Raw genomic sequence first — 24,068 nt, forward strand, 5'->3', positions numbered from 1 at the left:
GTCGTCCTTGCTCGAAGATTGCATGTCCGCAATCATCGACTACCGGGGCAAGACGCCCCGTAAAACCTCGATTGGAATCCCGCTAATAACTGCCAAGATCGTGAAGGGCGGTCGCATTGAGCCTCCGGACGAGTTCATCGATCCAAACGAGTACGATTCATGGATGTGCCGTGGTCTCCCGAAAATTGGCGATGTCCTTCTAACAACCGAAGCACCACTCGGTGAAGTCGCGCAGTTGACAGATGATCGGATCGCTCTTGCTCAACGCCTCATTCTTCTCCGGGGCAAGCCCGATCTACTTGACAACACCTACCTCAAGTTCCTCTTGATCTCAGAACCAATTCAGTCCCAGCTCCGTGGGCGCGCTTCGGGAACTACAGTTCTTGGCATCAAGCAAAGCGAGTTGCGGAAAGTGACGCTTCCACTTCCGCCAATCGATGAGCAACGCGCTATCGCCGGTGTCCTCGGCGCGCTGGACGACAAAATCGAGCAGAACCGGCGGACGGCACGGGCGTTGGAGCAGTTGGCGCGGGCGATCTTCCGGGCGTGGTTCGTGGACTTCGAGCCTGTCAAGGCCAAGGCCGCCGGCGCGACCGCCTTCCCCTCAATGTCCCAGGCCGTCTTTGATGCCCTGCCCACCCGCTTCGTCGACTCCGAAATTGGCCCCGTGCCGGAGAGGTGGGAGGTGAAGCCGATTGGCGATGTCGTAACGGCGAAGGGCGGTGGTACCCCGAGCACGAAGAACCCGAATTATTGGGACGGTGGCGAGTATTGCTGGGCGACCCCGAAGGACATGTCACGCCTCTCCCATCCGGTCCTGCTGGACACGGACCGCCGCATTACTGACGCAGGCGTCAACTCTATCAGTTCCGGCATCCTGCCCGTTGGTACGGTTCTGATGTCGTCGCGCGCCCCAGTCGGCTACCTAGCGATTGCAGGTGTGCCGACGGCTATTAACCAGGGCTTCATCGCGATGGTGTGCGACGGCCCGTTGCCGCCGACATACGTTCTCAACTGGGCGTTCACCTCAATGGACGCGATCAAGGCTCACGCGAGTGGGACGACCTTCCCCGAGATCAGCAAGAAGAACTTCCGCCCGTTGCCCGTTGTCGTGCCGACTTCCGACGTGATAGGCGCGTATCAGCAAGCGGCCGATCCGCTCTTTGAGCTGCTTACAGCTTCCGTGAAAGAAGGCGAGCGATTGGCGAGCGTGCGGGATTACCTTCTGCCACAGCTTCTATCGGGAGCGGTAAGGGTCCGGCTATGAGTGACTCGCCCGCCCGCGACCAGGTGGAAAGGGAGGGTCTCGATCCTGACCAGCACCTCCTCGATCGGCGACGCAAGCGAGACGAGGAGGACTATCGCCTGTGGTGTGAGTCTTCGTATGGCATGGTAGAAGTGGGAGAAGAGGTTTTTCATCCTGCGGACGTGCTGGACAAGCTAGCGCCAGACGCTGCCCGACGCGGTCGCGATGATGCGTCGGCCCAAGCTCGGGCGGACCTTGAGCAAACCGTGTACGAGCAGTTTCCTAGCCCTATCGCGGTCCCGTTCTATGCCTTCTTGGAAGGCCCTCGTCCGGCGCTCACACGCCTGCACCGACTACGTGACACGTGGGAGTCTCTCGTTCGTCTCTTGGCGGCCCTTGCCCTGTCTGAAGCTGTCAGATCTTCGACGCGCATGGCACCACTTGTCGTGCGTGAAGGGAAGGATCAAGGGTGGCGGGAGTGCAAGCGGCGCGATCTGTGCTCCGACAAGCTAGCAGTGCGCATCGGGCTCATCGAAGGGGTGCTGTATCGGGCCGAGCAAGTCGGGGTCGATCTACAAGTGGCCTCACTCGTTGAGGTTGAGGTGCTTGAAGAAATCCGGCGCCTAAACGTTGTCCGCAACGGCTTTTCACATGAAGCAACAAAGTCCGAGGGGCAAGCGAAGAAGATCATCGACGAGGCTTATCCCGTGATGCGCGAGATCTTACTCGATCTGCGTGACATGCAGAGTATCGAGCTGTTGCGAGTTCACGCTATTCAACCGGGTAGTCGGGGAGAGGTCGAGAAGCTGATGGGGCATGCACAGAGTCGCCGCATTCATGAGCTCACTCTCGACGCCGACGCGGCATCGCTTGCCATGACTGCAGCAACAGTGGACGGTATGTCGAGGGTTCTGGCTCGTATGAGTGGACTTACTATGGACCTTAGTCCATTCCTTTATGCGGCTGACGACGACACGGGGCACCGCACCCGCGTCTTTCATTTCAAGTGCAAGAAGGGCAATGACTGGCAGATGGAGTGCGTGGCTGATTCGACTACCAAGGCATCGGCGGCACCACAGCATGAAGACCTTCTTGTGCGGTTCGAGGGTCTGCTAAGACACAGCGGGGAAGGTGCATGATGGCGGGGCTGAGCGAACAGCTTGTCGAGGATCTGACATCTAGCCAATTCGAGGCGATTGGCACAGCCACCAAGTGTGGTGTCGAGATCGACGACGCGGGGGAACGCGGCGGTCCGACCGGCGTCATGCTGAAAGGCCGCCTCGGTGCGGCGCTGCATCGCCTCAACCCGGATCTGCCGCACGACACCGTTGAGGAGGTGGTACGCATTCTGTCGCGCCCGCCGCATCCGACGCTGATTCAAAACAATCGCTGGTTCCATGCGCTGCTCGCCGATGGCGTCGAGGTCGAGTACCGCGACGCGAAGAGCGGAGAAACGCGCGGCGGGCGAGCGCGCCTGCTCGACTTCGACGATCCGGCGGCGAATGAGCTGCTGGTGGTCCGCCAGCTCAACGTCGCCGGGGCATTGGGCAAGATCATCCGCCCGGATCTGACAGTGTTCCTAAACGGCCTGCCGGTCGCGGTCATTGAGCTGAAGGATCCGAGCGACACGCAGGCCGACCTCGGCGTCGCCATCGACCAGCTCGACCGTTACAGGCAGATCGCGCCTGACCTGTTCGTGCCAAACCTACTGCTGGTGGTGTCGGACGGCATGCTGACCCGCGTCGGCTCGATCACCAGCGGGCGCAGCCGCTTTATGCCCTGGCGGCCGCTGAATGACGACGGCGGAGGAGCGCCGACGTTGGAGGCCCTGATCCGGGGGTTATTTGAGCCGCGGGCGCTGGTGGACTACCTGCGGACCTGTGTGGCCTTCGAAGAGGACGAGCGCGGCGAGATCGCCAAGAAGATCGCGGGCTACCACCAGTTTCGCGCGGTGCGCAAGGCACGGGCCAGCGTACTGGCGAGCTTGCGGCCGCCCTCGGGCGAGGGCGACGGTCGCGGCGGCGTGATCTGGCACACCCAGGGCTCGGGGAAGTCGCTGACCATGCTGATGCTCGCCGGCGCGCTGATCCGAGAACCGCGCCTGACCAACCCAACGGTGGTCATGATCACCGACCGCAACGATCTCGACGATCAGCTCTTCGATACCTTCGCCACCGGGCGCGCGCTGCTGCGGCAGGCTCCGGTCCAGGCCGAGAGCCGGGAACAACTAAAGGCGCTGCTCGACCGCGCGGCGGGCGGCGTGGTGTTCACGACGATACATAAGTTCGCTGAGGCGCACGGTGTGGTGTCGACGCGTTCGAACGTGGTGGTGATGGCCGACGAGGCCCACCGCAGCCAGTACGGCTTCGTCGAGGGTGGCGCGCGCTGGATGCGCGAGGCACTGCCCAACGCCACCTTCATCGGCTTCACCGGCACGCCGCTAGAGCGCGACGACAAGAACACGATCCATGTCTTCGGCGAGTACGCAGACGTCTACGACATCCGCCAGGCCGTCGAGGACGGCGCCACCCGGCCGCTTTACTACGAGTCGCGCATCATCAAGCTCAAGGTGGACGAGGAAGGCGCGCGCGTCGCCGAGGAAACGGTTGACTACGTAGCGGGCGCCGACCGCGGCGGGGACGAAGCAGAGAATCGCATCCGCGTGCCGCTGGAGTCGCTGGTCGGTGCCCAGGAGCGTATCGAGCGGTTGGCGGCGTTTATTGTGGAGCACTGGGAGAAGCGCCGCGCCGCGATGGAAGGCAAGGCGATGGTCGTCACCATGAGCCGCGACATCGCCGCTCGTCTCTACGAGGCAATCCGCGCGCTGCGCCCCGACTGGCACGACACTGACGACGAACGCGGCGCGATGAAGGTGGTTGTGACCGGAACGGCCGACGACCCGGAGCCGCTGAGCAGCCACGTGCGCACGAAGGCGGCGCGCAAGCGGCTGGCCGAGCGCTTCAAGGCTGCGAATGATGACCTGCGGTTGGTGATCGTCTGCGACATGTGGCTGACCGGTTTCGACTGTCCGCCGGCGCACACCATGTATTTGGACAAGCCCCTGGCCGGGCACAACCTGATGCAGGCCATCGCGCGCGTGAACCGCGTCTATGGTGAAAAGCCCGGCGGCTTGATTGTGGATCTGCTGGGGCTGGCCGACCAGTTGGCCGATGCACTGGCCACCTACGCTCAGGCCGGAGGCACGGGTGAGGCGGTTCGCAAGGTGCAGGACGAAGCGGTGCCGGCGATGCAGGCAGCGTTTGAGAAGCTGCGCGGCTACTTTCATGGCTGCGATTACGAGCAGGCGCTCGACGCGAGCCCCGCAGATGTCCTGCCGGTATACCTGCGTGCTATTGACCATGTGTTTGGGCAGAACGACGGCTGGAAACGCCTGCGGATGCTAGTCAAGGAACTGTCCGCGGCCTTTGCACTGGCGGTGCCGCGTCCCGAGACCGAAGCTATCACGCCGCATCTGGCCTTCTTCCAGCGCGTCGTCGCGATGATTCGCAAGCGGCTGGTCGACGATAGCGGCGGCGCGGGCCATTCGCGTCAGAGCGACATTGACGCGGCTGTGCGCCAGGTGATCGGCGGCGCTGTCGATGCCGACGAGGTCGTCGACCTGTTCGCAGTCGCCGGCCTGGAAGAAGCCAGGCTCGACATTCTAAGTGACGAGTTCCTCGGTCGGGTGGCGGCGCTGGAGCAGAAGAACCTGGCCCTGGAGACGCTCCGTAAGCTGTTGAATGATAAGATCCGTATCACCGAGCGCACAAACCTTGTCCAAAGCAAGAAATTTCGCGAGGCGCTAGAAGATGCCATGTTGTGCTACACAAACAAGGCGATCAGCACCGCGGAGATGATCGCGCGGCTGATCGACTTGGCGAAGCACCTACGCGATATCCAAAAGCACGGCGAGGAACTCGGCCTTAGCAGTGAGGAGGCTGCCTTCTACGATGCGCTGGCAGAGAATGAGTCTGCCCTCGAAGCGATGCAGAGCGACACGCTGCGGCTGATGGCGCGGGAGCTCACCGAGATGGTCAAGAATATGCCCAAGTTGGACTGGACCCAGCGCGAGTCGGTGCGGGCGAGCCTGCGGCGCAACGTGAGAAGGCTGCTGGCCAAGTACGGCTACCCGCCGGATCTGGCGGAAGGGGCGACGCAACTCGTCTTACGACAGGCTGAGCTGTCGACGGAAAACTCGGAGTAGCGGGCGGGCTTGAGTCGATAACAGGAGGTCTGTCAACAGCATGCAGCGGACGGCGCTGATGTTGGGTGTTGTTTCAAAGCCACTGAACGCCCGATTTTGGCCGAATCTTGTCTCCCCACCCACTGCTACACTGCCGACAGTATCGATAGCTGCGCAATCATGAGCGAACATGTTGAGAAACTTCCCGTGCCGCTGGTTGAGGTGCGCCGTTATCTGGGGCCAAGGCTCATTGTGTTGATCACGTCGGTTTATGGTGGGCTATGCAATAGGCCAACGCCGCCTGCCCGGTGCTCTCCCGCATCGAGTCGCCGACCCGCCGCCAGACTCTCATTGCCAAGTGCGAAGAGGCCGACGGCAAGGTGCGCTATCGCCTCGATATCAGGCTGCAAGGCGAAGGCGAGACGGTGTTCTTCGATTTCTGACCCGCTATTATCGCGGCGAATCTGCCCCAAGAGGGCCGCGAAAGACCGAGAGCCGGCGCATGTGCCGGCTCTCGGTTTTTTTGGCTATTGGTTTGACGCAGGTCATGCGACTAAAGGCGAATAATTTAGACCAAAGTCTAAGCTTGGGGTATGCTATTAGCATCCTCATGAAGCGACCGAGAGCTCAGCCATGACCACCCAGACGCTTTCCCACAGTGTGACCGCCACCAACACCAGCGCTCCTCTGATGAAGCGCATCGGTCGTGCCGCCTATCGCATTCTCGAGCGGATGAGCGAAGCTGCCTACCGCCAGCATGCGCCCCGCCTGCGCAACAACTACTACCTCTAACGGTAGCGCCTGGCCCAGTCGGCCCGGCAACCTGACACGAAGAAGAGCCAGCGCACTGCGCTGGCTCTTCTCGTTATGGAGTGTCGATAGCGCGAGCCCCCGTTCGATGAGTTCCGGAGACATGCGAAACGGCAGATGCCTGCCATCGATGGAGCTGACAATGCTGAAACTCTATGGAACGCCGCCGACCCGCGTCCTGCGCGTCATCTGGTTGCTCAACGAGCTGGGTCTGAAGTACGAGCAGGTGCCGGTGGAGCTCATGAAAGGGGAGCACCACCAGCCAGATTTCCTCGCCCTCAATCCCGCTGCCAAGGTGCCCGTTCTGGTCGATGGCGACCAGATCATTACCGAATCGTCCGCGATCCAGCTCTACCTGGCCGAAAAATATCCACAGGCGGGTTTCATCCCCAGCGCTGTGGAAGAACGTGCCCAGATGTACCGCTGGATTTTCTTCCTGGTGACCGAGATCGAGCAGCCGCTGTGGCGCATCGCGCGTCACACCTTCGTTTATCCAGATGAGAAGCGCATACCCCAGGATGTCGACCTGGCCCGGCAGGAGTGCCTGGAGATGGTGGCGGTATTCGAGCGACACATGAAGGAACGCGATTTCGTGGTCGGCGACCGGCTCAGCGTGGCCGACTTCAATGCCGCCTACATCCTGGACTGGGCGAACGAGGAAGAAATGCTGGGCGATGCACCCAGGCTGAGAGAGTACCTGAAAACGATGTACGCCCGACCCACGGCGCCGCCCACCATCGCCGTAGCGTTCGCGGCGATGGAGAGTTAGGTCGACCTTGTCGAGATTAGTGGGGAGTTGCCAGCACCGAGAGCCAGCTATTGCGCTGGCTCTCGGCTTTTTGAACTTGCGTTGACGTAGGTCGCTGGTGCAGGTCAGCGGGAGCGTCTAGGCTGATTGTACGTGTTTATTTGTAAGCTAAATGGGGTGGTCGCTCTGGGTTGGATTCTTTATATTCTCAGCAATGTGGAAGGCTAATGTCAGTTAACGACCCAAAGCGGACATGCTGTTAAAGCACAAATATTCGGTATTATGCCGACGAGAGGTAATGAAAGCTCGTGATTTCAGTAGCTTGGGTGGCGTGCTAGATAACATTGTGAACGTGTGTGCACGTTCACAATGTCGGTGCGTGTTGTCAAACCATTGATGGGCATCTTGATTTTCCGAGGAGTAATCTTGTCAGTTGATAGTTCGTACTACGTTTACGCGCTGAAGGATCCTCGACAGGATCCGGCATTGCCCTTTTATGTTGGCAAAGGCACTGGTATCCGTTCATACGACCACCTGGTCAAGCCAGATGAGTCCCGTAAGGGAGCGCGCATTCGTGAGATAGAAGCGGAAGGGCATCAGGTGCTGGTGACGCGTCTCGTAGACTCCCTTACAGAAATCCAAGCTCTCCGACTTGAAGCCGAGCTTATCGCCGCGTTCGGTACAATAGACTCCGGCGGTTTGCTCACCAACTCGGTACTTCCTACAGGCCTGGGTGCGAAGACGCGAGCTTCCATCGTCCTTCCTTCTGGGGTCAAAGAGAAGGCGCAGCTTGGGCTCTCACTACTCAAGGAGGCGATACTTGAGTTCGCAAAGGCAAATCCGAAAGGAATTTCAAACTCCGAAGCGGCAAGTCTTCTTGGGCTGCGCAGCGACTACGGGGGCGGCTCGAAGGACTATCTCTCATACAGTGTCATTGGTTTGCTCATGCGAGAAGGAAAGTTAGAACGAGATGGGGCGTCGAGGAAGCATGTCGCGCGTGTGCGCTGAGGCGCCCCACCATCCATCGAGGGGCCAGGCAACCGGCATCATCGGTCGTCTGTCCTTCAAATTAAACGTTATGATGCTGGCTACGATGGATAATGAGGGAAGGAGATAAAGATGCACCGATTCATTGTGAATAATAATCAGCAGTCCAATGGAGATCATGAGGTTCATAACGCGACCATGGGTTGCTCATATATGCCAAAACCTGACGCGAACCGGCGCATCGGCGGCCCGCATTTACTCTGAAAGCCATGGCGGCGTTAACGCGCTCGACCCTGAGCTTCGCGTCGATGTGCCGTCAGCCATCACGATATATCCACGGGATATCGAGAAGTGTCCGCGCCCTTGGGCGGAGCAGCGGTACCGACAGATCGTCCGACGGAGTACGGCCGAACGCGGGGGGCATTTTCCGTCTCTGGAGGTGCCCGAGTATTTCGTCAGGGACCTGCAAGAAGGCCTCGCGGCCGTGCTGGCTGCTAATCGGGGCCGCTAGTCGGTGAACGCGGCTCCCTCCCGTTCCCCAATCGCCCCGATAACGCACTCGCAGAACCAGCGCTGTGAGGGGGAGCGGCTGGCCTGGGCCTGCCAGTGCAGGGCGACTTCGAACCCGGGTACGTGGAAGGGCAGTTCCTGGATGGTCAGTGGCGGCCCTTCGGTGAAGCTGGCGGCGACCTGGTGCGCACGAACCAGATGAGGTAAGACTTACCGCTGAGCAGTCGCAGCTTGGGTGCGACTACTGGCGGAGTGCTATGCAAAGGCTAAGGCCGTGGCTCATAGTACTGACTAAAGAGCTTAGGCGAGTTGCAGGAAAATAAGATTTATGCAAGATGAAGTTGCTTCTCGGCTAGTCTTGATTTAGGCATTAGCCTAGGAGGTCAAAGTATTGAAATGTTCCCTTTCGATGGAAATTCTCTCATGGAACCCGATTTCACAAAGCTCGTCCATTACGGATGGTGCTGGCTGGAAGAAGCCGTATAGCTATCTTCAGCATGCTGAACGCCTTCTCTCCCATTGCTGCGATGAGCATTACCGTATTGACTGCATTTTGAATCTCAATAGAGCGATCGATCATCGTGTGAAGCTCCTGGCGGCCTTATACCGTTTCAAGAAGATTCCAGTCCCTGAGAAGCCGGAAAAAATACTTGATATGCTGGGATATTTCGGCGTCGCAAGGCCAGCGATGCTGAGAGAGCTTTCCTCAGTTCGCAATCTATTGGAGCATCAATACAAGGATCCGCCCCCACTCCGGCGCTGCCAAGAGCTAACCGAGTTTACTTGGTATTTTCTCAAGTCGACAGACTATTTAAGTACTTCCGTGCTTCAAGATTTTGTGTTGTATCCCGACGACATGCAATTTTCGGAACAATACTGGTTAGAGGTTAGTTATGGACCAGATAGTGAATGGAAATGCTCTATAAGGGGTAGGGTGCCGGCTGACTTTGTCGGAGATGAGTCTTCCGGTGGGTGGATTGTACTGGCTAGTAGGCTTGAGAGAAAAGAAAAGCTCTCGAAAGGGTGCATGGTGAACGATGAGCTAGAGGGAGAGGATATGCACGAAAACGATCTCTACATCGTTGCCGATGTCCTTGTTGGTGAACAAATCTATAGAGATATCACCGGACTTTACTTCTCAGTCTTATGAGAGTTTCGCCCTAGTAAGAAATGTCTACTTTTTCGCGCACGCCGCAGCCCTCCCGGCCGATGGCCAATGTGCTGACCTATCGGGCAATTCAACCTCGCCCCTCCCGCTCCCAATCGCCTCGATGATGCTTTCGCAGAACCAACGCTGCGACGGAGAGCGGCTGGCCTGGGCCTGCCAGTGCAGCGCGACTTCGAACTCGGGCACGTGAAAGGGCAGTTCGTGGATGGTCAGTGGTGAGCCTTCGGTGAAGCTGGCGGCGACCTGCAGCGGCATGATCGCGATCAGGTCGCTGTCGTGCAGCACCTTCGGCAGCACCGAGAAGTGCGGTATCTCCAGGCTCACCTTGCGCTGGATGCCGTGCCGGCGCATCACCTCTTCGGCCATGCCATGCCCGGAGGAGGAGGTCACGGCGACATGGCGCGCGGCGATGAAGCGTTCACGGGTCAGGGGGCCTTCCCCGAAGCGCTCCTGGTTGAGCAGGCAGACGTAGCGATCCCTCAAGAGCACATGGCGTGCAATCGCCGCACCCGTCAGCGGGCGGCTGCAGATCAGCGCGTTGACCCTGCCGGCGGCCAGCCACTCCTCGGCGTGTTCGATCTCCAGCGGTACCACTTCCAGCTCGGCCTGGGGAGCCTGCTCGTGCAGGTGACGCATCAGCTTCGGCAGCAGTGCCATTTCACCCAGGTCGGTCAATGCCAGCCGGAAGCGGCGGGCGCAGGTCGCCGGGTAGAAGTCGCGGCTGCTCTCGATGGTGTCCTGCAACTGCTGCAGCGCGTCGCGCAGCGAGGGGTAGAGCTGGCGAGCGGCAATGGTGGGCTCCATGCCTTGGCGGGTGCGCACGAACAGGCGGTCCTCGAAGAGTTCGCGCAGCCGGGCCAGCGCATAGCTGACCGAGGGCTGGGTGACGTATAGGCGCTCGGCCGTATGGGTCACGCTACCGGTTTCGTACAGCAGCACGAAGGTGCGCATGAGGTTGAGGTCGATGTGATGCATTACATAGACACGCTTTATTTTTGATAGAAAGAATATCGATTTGCTTGATTGTAGCAGCGGCGACTAGCGTGAAGGCACGCACCGCACAATGACAAGGAATCAAGCATGCCGAGCGTTCACGCCGTCACCTATTCGCTCCTGCGCCGCCAGGGCATCACCACCATTTTCGGCAATCCCGGCTCCAACGAGTTGCCCTTTCTCAAGGGCTTTCCCGAGGACTTCCGCTACGTGCTGGGGCTGCACGAAGGCGTGGTGGCCGGCATGGCCGACGGCTACGCGCTGGCCAGCGGGCGTCCGGCGTTCGTCAACCTGCACGCCGCGGCGGGTACCGGCAACGCCATGGGTGCGCTCACCAACGCCTGGTACTCCCACTCGCCGCTGGTGATCACCGCCGGGCAGCAGGCGCGCTCGATGATCGGCGTGGAATCGATGCTGGCCAACGTGGATGCGCCGCAGTTGCCCAAGCCGCTGGTGAAGTGGAGCTACGAGCCGGCCTGCCCCGAAGACGTGCCCCGGGCGCTGAGCCAGGCGATCCACAGCGCCTCGCTGCCGCCGCGGGGGCCAGTCTATGTCTCGATACCCCATGACGACTGGGATCGTGAAGCCGGCGACGATGCCGCGCTGGTAGTGGAGCGCGAGATCGACCACGCCGGCGTGCCCTCGGCTGCGCAGCTCGAGCGCCTGGCACTGAGGCTCAACGCCGCCGAAAATCCGGTACTGGTGCTGGGGCCCGAGGTCGACGCCCGCCAGGCCAACGGGCTGGCCGTGGAGCTGGCCGAACGCCTGCGCCTGCCGGTGTGGGTGGCGCCTTCCGCCTCGCGCTGCCCCTTCCCCAATCGTCACCCCTGTTTTCGCGGCGTGCTGCCGGCGGCCATTGCCGGCATTACCGCCCACCTTGAGGGGCACGATCTGATCGTGGTCGTCGGTGCCCCGGTGTTCCGTTATCACAAGTACGCACCGGGGCGTTACCTGCCCGAAGGGGCGGGCTTGGTGCATCTCACCGGCGACGCCAACGAGGCGGCCCGCGCGCCCATGGGCGATGCCTTGGTGGGCGACGTTCACGCCACGCTCGAGGCGCTCCTGCCGCGCATCGCACCAAGCGAGCGGGCCATGCCCGAGCCGCTCCCCAAACCGGCAGCGGCCGAGGATGGTGAAGGGCGCCTGGCCCCGGCCAACGTGTTCGATACCCTGGATGCCTTGGCGCCGGAGGATGCCATCTACGTCAAGGAGTCGACCTCGACGGTGGAGATCTTCTGGGAGCGTGTCGGCATGCATAAGCCCGGCAGCTACTTCTTCCCCGCCGCGGGCGGGCTCGGTTTTGGCCTGCCGGCGGCGCTCGGCGTGCAGCTCGCCCAGCCGCAGCGTCAGGTCATCGGCGTGATCGGCGATGGATCGGCCAGCTACGCCATCACCGCGCTGTGGAGCGCCGCGCAGTACCGCATCCCTGCGGTGCTGATCATCCTCAGGAACGATACCTACGGCGCCCTGCGCGGCTTCGCCCGCCATATGGCCGTGGACGACGCTCCCGGGCTCGACGTGCCGGGCATCGACTTCTGCGCCCTGGCACGCGGCTATGGGGTCGAGGCGCGTCTGGCCGACTCCCGGCAGGCCCTGGAGGCCGCCTTGCAGGAAGGCTTTGCGATGGACCGGCCGCTGCTGATCGAGGTGCCGACCCTGCCCACCTGAGCCTTCATCACTTCACCACTACAACGATAAGAGAGGACACGCCATGAAACACACCATCTCCAAGAGCCTGCTTGCCGCCTGTGCGGCGGGGCTCGTCTTTTCCGCCCACGCCGACACCCTGCGCATGTCGCACTTCTGGCCAGCCAACTCCGACGTCAACAAGGAGATCTTCGAGGCCTGGGCCAAGCACGTCGAGGAGGCTACCGGCGGTGAGCTGACCATCGAAAACTACCCCTCCCAGACCCTGAGCCGCTCCGAGCAGGCCTACCAGGGCACGGTGAACGGCATTTCCGACATTGCCATCACCATGCAGGGCTATACCGCCGGCCGCTTCCCGCTGTCGGAAATCGTCCAGCTGCCGGGGGTTTCCACCAGCGCCCCCCAGGGCGGCTGCATCCTGCAGACCCTGTACGACGAGGGCCACCTCGCCGACGAGTACGATGACGTCAAGGTGCTCTACCTGTTCACCACTGGCCCGGCTTATCTACACACCCGGGGGCACGCGATCGAAACCCCTGACGATCTGCGTGGCCTACGCATTCGTCGCCCCAGTGACGTGGCCGGCGAGATCCTCGAGCGCCTGGGGGCCAACCCTGTGGGCATGCCGGCGCCTGACATCTACACCTCGCTGCAGCGCGGCGTGATGGATGGCCTCAGCTTCCCCTGGCAGGCGATGAAGACCTTCGGCATCAACGAGCTGGCCGATCATCACCTCGAAGTGCCGTATTACACCGGCGTGGCGGTGGCGGTCATGAACCGTGAGAGCTACGAGCGCCTTTCGCCGGAGCAGCAGGCCGCCATCGACGAGGTCAGCGGCATGGCCTGGACCCAGCGGGCCGGTGAGGTGTATGCGCGGCTGGATGGCGAAGGCCGCGAGGAGGCCGAGGCCCAGGGCGGCACCATCAACACGGTGGAAGACCCGCTGGGCGACCCGGACTGGTCGGGCCCGCTCAACGAGGGCACCGAAGCCTACCTGGTTCGCCTGGAGGAGCGCGGTATCGACAATGCCCGTGAGGTCTACGAGCGGGCGCTGGAGCTGCGCGATGAGTGCCCCGTGGATCCCAGCTGAAAGGCGGTGGCGATCGCCAGCCGCTTCGGCGGCGGGTGCGACTAAAGTCCCAACCCGATACGGGGAAAGTCCAAGTAATCCCGCTGATATTGCCTTATGTGGTGCATGGCTTCGGGGAAAATGAAAGCGGACGACGCTGAAAACAACGCAACGGAGAGACCCATGACGACCCTCGGATTGCTGATCGGCGGCCAGGCCAAGGCCGCTTCCGGAGAAGGAACGTTCGAACGCCGCAACCCTTTCACGGGTGAGGTGGCGACCACGGCGGCGGCCGCTTCGGTGGAAGATGCCAAGGCGGCGGCGGATGCTGCGGGCCGCGCCTTCGCGTCCTGGTCGCAAACGGGCCCCGGCGAGCGGCGCGCCAAGCTGCTCAAGGCGGCGGAGCTGATGGAGGCGCGCCAGGCCGATTTCATCGAGCGCATGGTGAACGAGACCGGCGCCACGCCGGGCTGGGCCGGCTTCAACGTGATGGTGGCCGCCGGCATGCTGCGCGAGGCGGCGTCGCTGACCACCCAGATTCAGGGCGACGTGATTCCTTCCAACGTGCCCGACAACCTGGCCATGGGCATCCGCGTGCCCTGTGGCGTGGTGGTGGGTATCGCGCCGTGGAACGCGCCGATCATCCTCGGTACCCGGGCCGTGGCCACGCCGCTGGCCTGCGGCAACACGGTAATCCTCAAGGCCTCGGAGCAGTGCCCGGCGACCCATCATCTGATCGGTGAGGTGCTGGTGGAGGCCGGGCTCGGGGACGGGATCGTCAACGTGGTCACCAATGCACCCCACGAGGCCCCGCAGGTGGTGGAAGCGCTGATCGCCCACCCCGAGGTGGCGCGTATCAACTTCACCGGCTCCACCGGGGTGGGGCGCATCATCGCCGAGAAGGCGGCGCGTCATCTCAAGCCGGTGCTGCTGGAGCTGGGCGGCAAGGCGCCGTTCCTGGTGCTGGACGACGCCGACCTGGATGCGGCGGTGGACGCGGCGATTTTCGGTGCCTTCTTCAACCAAGGGCAGATCTGCATGTCCACCGAGCGGCTGATCGTCGATGCCTCGGTGGCCGACGCCTTCGTCGACAAGCTGGCCACCCGCGCCGCGGCGCTCAAGGCCGGCGATCCGCAGGGCGAGGGCAACGCCCTGGGCACCTTGATCAACGCCGAGTCGGGGCAGAAGCTCAACGGCCTGCTCGACGACGCCGAAAGCCACGGCGCGCGCCTGGCCGCGGGCGGCCGCGCCGATGGGGTGATCATGCCGGCCACGGTGGTGGATGGCGTGACGCCGGCAATGCGGCTCTACAGCGAGGAGTCCTTCGGGCCGGTGGTGGCGGTGATCCGCGTGGAAGGCGAGGAGGAGGCGATTCGCATCGCCAACGACAGCGAGTACGGCCTCTCGGCGGCGGTGTTCAGCCGCGACACGGCGCGCGGATTCAAGGTGGCCGGGAAGATCCGCTCGGGCATCTGCCACATCAATGCCCCCACGGTGCACGACGAGCCGCAGATGCCCTTCGGCGGCACCAAGGCCAGCGGCTATGGGCGATTCGGGGGCAAGGCAGGCATCGAGGAGTTCACCGAGCTGCGCTGGATCACGGTGCAGCTGGGGCCGCGGCACTATCCGATTTAGCCGACCCAGGTCGATTCATGCCTCGCGGAGTGTGAAGGGAAGCTGAATTCAGCTTCCCTTCCTGGCCTCGATGATGCGGTCGAGAAGGTCGAGCAGCCACTCGCGCTCACCCTCTTTCATGAAGCCGTCGAAGTTGTCTTCACCCGCAGCGACCTTACGGTTGAGCCGCTCGGTGAAGTCCCTGCCCTTGTCGGTCAGGTACAGCGCATAGGAGCGACGATCGTTCTTCGACTTGCGCCGCTCCACCACCTCCATGCTTTCCAGCTTGTCGATGGCTGCGACCATGGCCGAGCGGTCCACGTCCAAGGCGGTGGAAACCGCCGACTGGGTAAGCCCCGGGTTGTGATAGATGATGGCGAGGATGCTGAACAGCCCCGGCGTTATGCCTTCCTGGGCACAGGCCTCGAAGAACACGTCGAAGTAGACGAGCTGCGCTCGGCGTAGCTTGTAGCCGAGACGCGATTGCAGCATGGAGTAGTCGATACCGTTCTGGTCGTCGTTGCTCATAGGTTGGTCGGCCCTGACGTTGGGTGAGCCACGAGGCGGCAAGCAGCGAATTGTTTATCGGATACCGGTCGGCGAGGCCCGCTAGGGCATCAACTTTAGTCGCAGCTCAGCCAGGGCGACCGTACCCGATACGTGCCTAATGGCGTGTATCTCTTTGATATAAAAAGATTCCGCTGCCTGGTTTCGGCTCGTTGAAGCATAATGTTATGCTGGCGAAATGTTTGACACACCAACAATTTAAAAAAATACTGGACTCCATGTTACCAAGGCTCCCATGCCGAGGGTAGCGAGATGCCCCTTTCGAAGCTGACAACGATCATAAACAGCGGAGCACCCATGTCTCACTCCTTTCGCGATGTCCACCTGGGAACTGCCACCGCCAGGTTGATCCTGCGCGATGACGGAACCCGACTTCTCAGCATCGAGGAACCTCTCGGCGCCTATCCCGACAGCCTGCTTGATTGCCTGGAACGCTGGGCCCATGAGGCGCCGGAGCGCACCTTCGTGGCGCGCCGAGATGCCGGCGGCGAATGGCAGCGCCTGAGCTATGCCGAAACCCTGACGCGAGTGCGCTGCCTGGCGCAGGGGTTGCTGAACCGGGAGCTGAGCGCCGAGCGGCCCCTGGCCATCCTCAGCGGCAACTCCATCGAGCACCTGCTGCTGGCGCTGGCGGCAATGTACGTGGGTATCCCCTTCGCCCCCGTATCGCCGGCCTATTCGCTGGTCAGCCGCGATTACGGCAAGCTGCGCCATATCGTCGAGCTGCTCACGCCGGGCTTGCTGTTGGTCGACAAGGCCGACGATTTTGCCCCTGCCCTGGCAGCGGTGCAGCCAGCCGACTGTGAATGTCTCGCCATCGACCCGGCAAGCCATACGGGTGTGCGCGGCTTTGGTGAGCTGCTGGATACGCCTGTTACCGCGGCGGTGGATGAAGCCCGCGCGACCGTGACCCCCGACACCATCGTCAAGATCCTGTTCACCTCCGGCTCCACCGGCATGCCCAAGGGGGTCATCAACACCCACCGCATGCTCTGCGCCAATCAGGAGATGCTGGCGTCGCTGATGCCTTTCATGCGCGACGAGCCGCCGGTACTGGTGGATTGGTTGCCCTGGAATCACACCTTTGGCGGTAACCACAACATCGGCATCGTGCTCTACAACGGTGGCAGCCTCTACATCGACGATGGCCGCCCGGTGCCGGGCGAGTTCGAGACCACCATCGCCAACCTGCGCGAGATCGCACCGACGGTCTACTTCAACGTGCCCAAGGGTTTCGAGATCCTGGCGGACTATCTGAAGCGCGAGAATGCCCTGCGCGAGACCTTCTTCTCGCGGCTCAACCTGATGTTCTTCGCCGCGGCGGGGCTCTCCCAGCACATCTGGGACGAGCTCGACCGCCTGGCCATTCAGACCCTGGGCTGCAAGATCGGCATGCTGACCGGGCTGGGCGCCACCGAGACCGCCCCCTCGGCGATGTTCGCTTCGCTGGAGGAGTCCAGGTCCGGCGTAGTGGGCCTGCCCGCCCGCGGGGTGACGATCAAGCTGGTGCCCAACGGCGGCAAGCTGGAGTGCCGGGTGAAGGGCCCCAACGTGATGCCGGGCTACTGGCGCCAGCCCGAGGTCACCGCGAAGAGCTTCGACGAGGAGGGATTCTACTGCCTGGGCGATGCGGTCAAGTTCATCGACCCGGACGACCCCCAGCGCGGCATGCGCTTCGACGGACGCATCTCCGAGGACTTCAAGCTGGACACCGGCACCTGGGTCAGCGTCGGGCCGCTGCGGGCGCGCATCATCGAATCCGGCGCCCCCCATGTGAAGGACGTGGTGATCGCCGGGCTCGACAAGCCCTATGTCTCGATCATGGTGTTCCCGGACCTGGAGAAGTGCCGGGAGCTGGCGGAGCTGGGCGGCACAGCCGATGCCGCCACGGTGCTGGCCAGCGAGCCGGTGCGCGAGCGGTTTCTGCACATGCTGCGTGACCTGGATGCCCACAGCACGGGCAGCTCCACCCGGGTACGGCGCGTGGTGCTGCTCGACGAGCCGCCGCGCCTGGACGCCCACGAGATTACCGACAAGGGTTCGATCAACCAGCGCGCCGTGCTGGAGAACCGAGCCGACATCGTCGAGGCGCTTTATCGCGAGCCACCGCCGCCCAGCGTATGGCGGCTCGATTGAATACCCTTTGAACTGGAGGCTGCGGTCCGGCTGAACTGTCATGCACGGAATGGCGCATAACTGTCTCTGTTTTGTCTCGCCTCGTTGATGCTAGGCTTTATCTGAAAACTGGCTACGCTTGCCCATACTGCGTTAAAAACCAGCTCAAAGTACTCATTTACACCACGTAAACTCCGTCTTTTCGCTGGTTTTGCCTTGTCTGGCCTTTGCTCGCCGATTTTTCAGACGAAGCCTAACGTTGCTATATCGCAGCTCGACAGCAGCGGCGCCGTGGCGATTCGGCGACTCGAACGGTATCCGACGAGGGGAGGGGAAGATGGACTACAAGGCAATCGATATCCAACAGAAGCTTGGCCTGCTCAACGAGCAGTGGTCACCCAGGGTGATCGCCGAGATGAACGACTACCAGTTCAAGGTGGTCAAGCTCGAGGGAGATTTCGTCTGGCACGATCATCCCGAGACGGATGAGGTGTTCCTGGTGATCAAGGGCAACCTGCGCATCGACTTCCGTGATGGCGCGGTCAATCTGGCCGCCGGTGAGATGTTCGTGGTCCCGAAGGGCGTCGAGCACAAGCCTTTCGCCGAGCAGGAGGCGGAAGTGATGCTGATCGAGCCGCGCGGGGTCCTGAATACGGGTCAGGCCGGCGGCGAGCGGACCGCCGAGAACGACGTCTGGATCTGAGTTGGTCCAATTCTGTCAGTTAGGCTGCAGGGGTGGGTATGGGCGACTATCGTGTGAAATTCGATTTCACCGTTCACTTTACGAATGGCGGGAGTCTTTCTGCAGAGGACTTCCGTCTCGATATTCCTGGCGAAGATATCTCGGACGACCAGCTTGCCGCGTACCTGATTCGGGACATGCGATTGCTCATGGCTGGACGCGTAGAGATCTCAAACAAGCAAATCATATCTGAGCCCCACAAGCGTCAGCCCATCGACACGAGCGATCTTGCGCAGCAGACGATCGATCTTTCTTCCGTCAAGGTTTCGCTGGAAGAGCTGCTTACCTTGGCCGCTTCGTCTTCAGTTCGCGTCATAGCTGAGGATGGCGAAAGCTACATGATCTCTCGCTTGGTGGTCTAACCAGTTCCTCACGCTTCGCTGCATCCGCCGCTCGCTGCCGCGTTTCCGTCAATTTCATTCCGCATGAATGCGTAGATCCTATCAATCGTCTTCCGAACCTCCGGTAGGTTACGGTCGTCCTGATGGGTAACCAACCACTGCTCATGCCTCAACTCGTCGATCGGAGGCTGAACGCGGTGTAAACGATCCTGTGCATCTCCGATAAAGGTAGGCAAAAGCGCGATACCAATACCTGTGAGTGCAAGGTCAAGAGCGGCGCGAGGCTGGCTGACTTCACAAACAATGTCTTCTTCTCTGATTTCACGATCCACCCAGCGCGCCGATGGTGTGTCCACAAGCACTTTGATCCAGCGTTCCGGAGCGCCGGTGGCTACGTAAGGAGCAAACTCGACAGGATTGAGCTTCCGCGCTACCAGCGTCTTCTCCGTGGGTCGCTGGTTCCGAAAACCGATCACCGCCTCCCGGTGCCGTATACTGAGCACCTGCTCGCTGGTAATGAAACAGGGTTTGATGTCAGGCGGCTGGCCCGTAACCAAGTCCAACCGTTCCATCAAGAAAAGAGCCGTCCAGCTACCGGCCGATATCTTCACGGTTGGCTTGATCTTCTCGCTTGGCTGGGTCAGCCGTTCAATGCGAGTCTCTACCTCCTCGAGCCCTTGCAACAGCGTTTGGCCGTCTTCCGTCAGGGAATAACCAAGCCTGCCTCGCACAAACAATTGGCGACCTAGGCTTCGTTCCAAGGACAGCATGCGGCGACTTAGAGTGGGGGCACTCGTGCCGATCCGGCGGGATGCTGCCGACAAGCCCTGTTCACGAGCGACAGTTATGAAGAGAGCCAGAGCATCCCAATCAATATGCTTTTTATCCATGAAAAGGCCTTTTCATTTTTGAGCCCTCGTCTTGTGAGCAGGAGTCAATATAATTGCCATTAAATGTTTGCGCAGGAATGATGATTCGATGGTTTTTTCTGAGGTGTCGGGATTTCACTCGCGGCATAACTTTTAAGTAAGAGGATGATGATGCATCTTATTGTTCCCCTATGTCCAGATGCTAGTGGCCGGAGCCTTATGGTCGGCTTTCAAATAGTTGACTGCACCAAGATCCCACCGGGTGAAAAAGAGCTGCAGGAGGAGCAGTTCTATGAGCAGCATGGAAACCGGGTGGCCCATCTGATCTATCGCTTTTTCGAGATCTGCACACCCTGATATCTCGGAAACCTCTCAAGCGGGAGGACGCTACAAACATTTTGTTAGCCTTGGCATGATTTTTCTTCAGTGCACGCCTGGCCCGTACTTGTATATTTTTCTATTGGCCTCGCCAGTTTTTTTGTGGCAGAGAATAATTTCGTAATGAGAAGAGGTGTTATGTCTTCCCCCTTTGAAGGCGTGCGAGTTATTGATGCCACCCATGTCCTGGCTGGCCCCTTTGCCACTTATCAACTCGCCGTGCTAGGAGCGGATGTCATCAAGCTCGAGTCGCCGTCAGATCCCGATCAGGCGCGCCTGCAAGGGTCTGACCGTAAATTGAACGACATGGGCATGGGTACGGCCTTCATGTCGCAGGCGAGCAACAAGAAGGCTGTCGCCGTCGATTTCAAGAAGCCCGAAGGGCGAGAAATCATGAAGAAGCTGCTGGCGACGGCCGACGTATTCGTCGAGAACTATCGCCCGGGCGCCTTGGAAAAGCTGGGGTTGGGCTATGAAGATCTGGCGGCCATAAACCCGGCACTGATCTACTGCTCCATCTCTGCCTTCGGTTCCACCGGGCCGCGCCGGGAGCTGACGGCCTACGATAACGTCATTCAGGCCTTCTCCGGCATGATGGCCATGACGGGCAACCGCCATACGGGGCCGCTCAAGAGCGGTGCACCGGTCGTCGACTATGCCACGGGCACGACGGCGGCTTTTGCTATCACGACGGCGCTTTTTCAGCGCGAGCGTAATGGGGGAAAGGGGCAGTTCGTCGATGTGTCGATGCTGGATACGGCCTTGATGCTGACAAGCCCCTATTTGACCGCGCTACTGTGGAACGGCAAAAAGCCGGAGCCGAAGGGGAATACGTTCCCCTTCGCCACCATCGGCTGCTACCAGGCCTCCGATGAGCCCTTGATGATCGCTGCCTCCAACCTGACTCAGCAGAAACGCCTGTGGACGGCGCTGGGACGCGAGGACATGATCAAGGAGAACAACAACCAGCGCCTCGATAGCCATGAGGAAGAAGCGAGAGTCATCGCGGAAATTATCGGCACCATGACCGCGAGCTACTGGGAGAAATTCCTGCAGAAGCGACGCATCCCGGCGGCGCGAATCAGGCGGCTGGAGGAAGCCCTGGCAGACCCGCAGATCGACGCCAGGGGCATACTGCACAGCCAGCCCATCGAGGAAAGCGACGAGCGTGAGCTGGTCGTACCGATCTCGGCATTCACGTTGTCCGCCGGAGAGCGGGGTATCACCTCGGCGCCGCAAAAGGTCGGTGCCCAGACGGCGGAGCTGCTCGCCAGCCTGGGATATTCGACGGGTGACCTGCAGGCGCTGAAGGCCGCGGGCGTCATTGGCGGTGCATTGGACGAGACTCGCTAGGAGAGCCCCATGAACCACCCTATCGAATGCTTGGCGCGGGTGGCGGACGAGTGGCAACAGCGGCCATTGACCTCCGAGGTCGACTGGGCGACGCGCAGGGCGCTGCTGGACTGGTTTGCCACCACGCTGCCCGGTACTCGCCATGCACCTGCCACGCTACTCACTCGCGCATTTGCTGCTACCCGCGGCGACGGCAAGGCGGTGTGCTACGTCGATGGGCTGCAGGGTGCGCCCAGGTACGCCGCCTTGTTGAACGCCACGGCCAGCCATACCGTCGAGTTCGACGATATCTTCAAGGATGGCGGCTACCATCCAGGCAGTTCAACCATTGCGGCGGCGCTTGCCGTTGCCCAGGACATCGACGCGTCTCGCGAATGGCTGCACCGCGCCATCGTCGGCGGTTACGAGGTTGGCTGCCGCATCGCGCTGGCCATCCAGCCAAGCCACTACACCTACTGGCATACCTCGGCGACCGTGGGGACCATCGGCGCGGCCGTGTCGACGGCGATGCTGCTGGGAGCGAGTCGAGAGCAGATTGCCCATGCCATTGCGCTCTCGAGCAGCTTCGCCGGTGGCCACCAGCAGAACTTGCAGGGCGAGGGCATGGCCAAGCCGCTGCATGCCGGCCATGCGGCAGATGCCGGACTCATGGCCGGCATGGCGGCCGCTCATGGAGTGACGGCATCGCTCGATAGCCTGCACGCGCCCAAGGGTTTCGCTGCGGCGACCAGCGACTCAACGGGGAACTGGGAGGCCGCTCTGGCAGGCATCGGTGACTGGACCCCCATCACACGCATGACGATCAAGAATCATGGCTGCTGTGGGCACATCTTCCCGGCACTCGATGGCTTGAAAGTGCTGCGGGAAAGCGTGGACATACCGCTCGATCGGATAAAGGGCATTCACGTCGAGGGATACGGCGCCACCTACTCGATGTGCAATCGGCCCGATCCGGGCTCGGCCCAGGAGGCCAGGTTCAGCCTTCAGTACTGCATTGCTGCCTTCCTGGTGTCGGGAAACGTCAGGCTGCAGGCGTTCGAAAGCGCCATGCTGAGCGACACGCGAGTGCGTGACCTGATGAGAAAGGTGACGGTATCGGAAAGATCGGACATCGCCAAAGAGTACCCCGCGAAGCGGATGGCCAACATCATCGTGACGACCCATGAGGGCAAGAAGCACATCCATTTCCAGGAGACCCGCAAGGGGGATCCGGAAGATCCCATGTCGGATGATGAGCTGATCGAAAAGTACGATGAGCTGAGTGACGGAATTATACCAAAGTCTGATCTTGCGCGAATCAAGAGCAACATCCTGTGGGGTAACGAGCTGCCCGGAAAGCTTTTGTCATCTACGTAGCATTCACTGAACCAAAGGTTGGCCAAGCACCAATTTATGGTCGGTGGAAGCAGCTATTGCGTCGTGCCAGCATGAGTCAGAGAAGCTGCTTTGTCCTGAATAAATAAGATAGTGAGGTGGTATAGATGAATAACAAGTTTAAAAAAACCGTGTCGAAAACTCTCTTTGGCGCTGCTGTCGTGTCGCTGTTTTCCACCGCTGCTACGGGCAGCTTGGCAGTAGCCGCCGATAGCGACTGGCCGACAGGCACCGTCAATTTCGTCATGCATACCCAGGCGGGTGGTTCGGCCGATGTTTTCATCAGAACGCTGGCTGAAACGATGGAGCCCATGATCGGGCAGCAGATCGTCATTATCAATTCGCCCGGCGGTGCGGGTGCCACCCAGATGTCCCGAGTTCGCAGTGCCAAGCCCGACGGCCTGACGCTGGGCATCAACACGCTTTCCCACTTCACCGGGATGCTGACCAACCTCAACGGTGTTTTCGAGTTGGATGACTTTGCCTGGATCGCCTCGGCCCAGGAGGACGTGCATATCGTCTTTTCCAGAAGCGAGACAGGAATCGAGAGCGTTGGCGAGCTGATCGAGAAAGCCGGCAATGGCAGCGGAAAAGTCAGCGTCGGAGGGTTCGGTCCGGAAGGCTCGACGCAGCACATTGCGATCTCCATGCTCGAGAATGAGGCCGACGTCGAGTTCGAATGGATCGCCTACAACGGCACGCCCGATATCATCGCCGCCGTCATGGGTGGCCATGTGGATGTAGGCATCTCCAACCTCAGTGCGCTCAAGAGCTTCTTCGATGCTGGCCGCATCCAGGGGGTCGGCGTCATTGCCGATGAAAGGCTGGAAGGGCTGCCGGACGTTCCCACCTTCGCAGAGCAAGGGGTCGATATCGACACTGGCTGGGTGCAGGTGCGCGGTGTCTTTGGCCCGGCCGACATTCCGATGGAAACCCAGCAGAAGATTGCCGATACGTTTCACGAGGCCATGCGTTCCGAGCACTACCAGGAGTACTCACGTAACGCCGGCGTCACCGATTCATGGATGGGTCCTGAAGAGTATACGGAATACGCAAGAAGGATAAGCGAAGTCGCCAAGATCGAGCTGGAAAGATAGCGAAGTGATTCTTCCCGTCAGAGCGGTAGAGTGAGCTTTTCTGCCGCACGGACTTCTTGAAGAGCAATATAATCTGTTTTATGCCCCATTTTTCTCCTGTGGCTCTCAAGGGTTCTCTCCTTTGGCCACAGGTGGGGCCTTTTCTTTCTTTTAATCAAGTTATACAGGCAGTGGCCTGGTTTATAGAAAAAGCCGTTGGGCTTCATTCTTTAAATAACTTTTTCTACATGACGGCTGTTATTCAAAGAGGGGTGTGT

Annotated in this window: 19 protein-coding genes and 1 pseudogene; 17 read left to right on the top strand and 3 right to left on the bottom strand. The window is 60.8% G+C overall.

Features of this window, described 5'->3' with window-relative positions; genetic code table 11:
- Positions 1-22 precede the first annotated feature (22 nt).
- The 8 genes and pseudogenes from SPH52_RS17805 (at position 23) to SPH52_RS17840 (ending at position 9,634) form a co-directional block, all read left to right on the top strand.
- The gene (locus SPH52_RS17805) at positions 23-1,267 is read left to right on the top strand and encodes a restriction endonuclease subunit S (RefSeq protein WP_411796395.1); all 1,245 of its coding nucleotides are present in this window, start codon (positions 23-25) and stop codon (positions 1,265-1,267) included.
- Positions 1,264-2,385 carry a hypothetical protein gene (locus SPH52_RS17810; protein ID WP_411796396.1) on the top strand — a complete coding sequence of 374 codons (1,122 nt, stop codon included), beginning with the start codon at positions 1,264-1,266 and terminating at the stop codon, positions 2,383-2,385. The genes SPH52_RS17805 and SPH52_RS17810 overlap by 4 nt, the downstream gene beginning before the upstream one ends.
- Positions 2,382-5,450: a type I restriction endonuclease subunit R gene (locus tag SPH52_RS17815; RefSeq protein WP_411796397.1), complete on the top strand. Its 3,069-nt coding sequence runs from the start codon at positions 2,382-2,384 to the stop codon at positions 5,448-5,450. The genes SPH52_RS17810 and SPH52_RS17815 overlap by 4 nt, the downstream gene beginning before the upstream one ends.
- Before the next feature lie 269 nt (positions 5,451-5,719).
- A pseudogene (locus SPH52_RS17820) lies at positions 5,720-5,872 on the top strand (protocatechuate 3,4-dioxygenase subunit alpha); the annotation flags it as partial.
- A gap of 190 nt (positions 5,873-6,062) precedes the next feature.
- Positions 6,063-6,221, top strand: a complete 159-nt coding sequence (locus SPH52_RS17825; RefSeq protein WP_411796398.1) for a hypothetical protein — start codon at positions 6,063-6,065, stop codon at positions 6,219-6,221.
- Between the two features lie 160 nt (positions 6,222-6,381).
- Positions 6,382-7,008 (top strand): glutathione S-transferase family protein, encoded by a 627-nt coding sequence (locus SPH52_RS17830; protein ID WP_411796399.1) that lies wholly within the window; start codon positions 6,382-6,384, stop codon positions 7,006-7,008.
- A 405-nt stretch (positions 7,009-7,413) separates the two neighbouring features.
- Positions 7,414-7,995: a GIY-YIG nuclease family protein gene (locus tag SPH52_RS17835; protein ID WP_411796400.1), complete on the top strand. Its 582-nt coding sequence runs from the start codon at positions 7,414-7,416 to the stop codon at positions 7,993-7,995.
- Positions 7,996-8,893: 898 nt separating this feature from the next.
- Positions 8,894-9,634: a hypothetical protein gene (locus tag SPH52_RS17840; protein ID WP_411796401.1), complete on the top strand. Its 741-nt coding sequence runs from the start codon at positions 8,894-8,896 to the stop codon at positions 9,632-9,634.
- 24 nt (positions 9,635-9,658) lie between these two features.
- On the opposite strand, the gene SPH52_RS17845 is transcribed toward SPH52_RS17840, so the two are convergent.
- A complete protein-coding gene (locus SPH52_RS17845; protein ID WP_411796402.1) occupies positions 9,659-10,627 on the bottom strand; it encodes a LysR family transcriptional regulator in 969 nt (322 codons plus the stop codon).
- Between the two features lie 105 nt (positions 10,628-10,732).
- Between SPH52_RS17845 and mdlC the strand changes: the two genes are divergently transcribed.
- The 3 genes from mdlC (at position 10,733) to SPH52_RS17860 (ending at position 14,996) form a co-directional block, all read left to right on the top strand.
- Positions 10,733-12,313 (top strand): benzoylformate decarboxylase, encoded by a 1,581-nt coding sequence (gene mdlC, locus SPH52_RS17850; protein ID WP_411796403.1) that lies wholly within the window; start codon positions 10,733-10,735, stop codon positions 12,311-12,313.
- A gap of 43 nt (positions 12,314-12,356) precedes the next feature.
- A complete protein-coding gene (locus SPH52_RS17855) occupies positions 12,357-13,382 on the top strand; it encodes a TRAP transporter substrate-binding protein (RefSeq protein WP_411796404.1) in 1,026 nt (341 codons plus the stop codon).
- A 162-nt stretch (positions 13,383-13,544) separates the two neighbouring features.
- Positions 13,545-14,996, top strand: coding sequence for an aldehyde dehydrogenase (locus tag SPH52_RS17860; protein ID WP_411796405.1), 1,452 nt, complete (start codon positions 13,545-13,547; stop codon positions 14,994-14,996).
- Positions 14,997-15,044: 48 nt separating this feature from the next.
- Here the strand turns inward: SPH52_RS17860 and SPH52_RS17865 are convergent, their stop codons facing one another.
- Positions 15,045-15,503, bottom strand: coding sequence for a MarR family winged helix-turn-helix transcriptional regulator (locus SPH52_RS17865; RefSeq protein ID WP_411796406.1), 459 nt, complete (start codon positions 15,501-15,503; stop codon positions 15,045-15,047).
- 336 nt (positions 15,504-15,839) lie between these two features.
- Here SPH52_RS17865 and SPH52_RS17870 point away from each other — a divergent pair, with 336 nt between their 5' ends.
- The 3 genes from SPH52_RS17870 to SPH52_RS17880 all read left to right on the top strand — a co-directional run bounded on the left by SPH52_RS17870 (position 15,840) and on the right by SPH52_RS17880 (position 18,761).
- Positions 15,840-17,678: a feruloyl-CoA synthase gene (locus tag SPH52_RS17870; protein WP_411796407.1), complete on the top strand. Its 1,839-nt coding sequence runs from the start codon at positions 15,840-15,842 to the stop codon at positions 17,676-17,678.
- A 316-nt stretch (positions 17,679-17,994) separates the two neighbouring features.
- Positions 17,995-18,360 (top strand): cupin domain-containing protein, encoded by a 366-nt coding sequence (locus SPH52_RS17875; RefSeq protein WP_411796408.1) that lies wholly within the window; start codon positions 17,995-17,997, stop codon positions 18,358-18,360.
- Between the two features lie 38 nt (positions 18,361-18,398).
- A complete protein-coding gene (locus tag SPH52_RS17880) occupies positions 18,399-18,761 on the top strand; it encodes a hypothetical protein (RefSeq protein ID WP_411796409.1) in 363 nt (120 codons plus the stop codon).
- Between the two features lie 8 nt (positions 18,762-18,769).
- On the opposite strand, the gene SPH52_RS17885 is transcribed toward SPH52_RS17880, so the two are convergent.
- Positions 18,770-19,630: a LysR family transcriptional regulator gene (locus tag SPH52_RS17885; protein ID WP_411796410.1), complete on the bottom strand. Its 861-nt coding sequence runs from the start codon at positions 19,628-19,630 to the stop codon at positions 18,770-18,772.
- Between the two features lie 405 nt (positions 19,631-20,035).
- Between SPH52_RS17885 and SPH52_RS17890 the strand changes: the two genes are divergently transcribed.
- The 3 genes from SPH52_RS17890 to SPH52_RS17900 all read left to right on the top strand — a co-directional run bounded on the left by SPH52_RS17890 (position 20,036) and on the right by SPH52_RS17900 (position 23,811).
- Positions 20,036-21,340, top strand: a complete 1,305-nt coding sequence (locus tag SPH52_RS17890) for a CaiB/BaiF CoA transferase family protein (RefSeq protein ID WP_411796411.1) — start codon at positions 20,036-20,038, stop codon at positions 21,338-21,340.
- 9 nt (positions 21,341-21,349) lie between these two features.
- The gene (locus SPH52_RS17895; RefSeq protein ID WP_411796412.1) at positions 21,350-22,696 is read left to right on the top strand and encodes an MmgE/PrpD family protein; all 1,347 of its coding nucleotides are present in this window, start codon (positions 21,350-21,352) and stop codon (positions 22,694-22,696) included.
- Between the two features lie 125 nt (positions 22,697-22,821).
- Entirely contained in the window at positions 22,822-23,811 is a 990-nt protein-coding gene (locus tag SPH52_RS17900; RefSeq protein ID WP_411796413.1) for a Bug family tripartite tricarboxylate transporter substrate binding protein, read from the top strand.
- Positions 23,812-24,068: the final 257 nt, after the last annotated feature.

The organism is Halomonas sp. A29 (assembly GCF_046723295.1).
In the GTDB taxonomy this organism is placed as follows: domain Bacteria; phylum Pseudomonadota; class Gammaproteobacteria; order Pseudomonadales; family Halomonadaceae; genus Halomonas.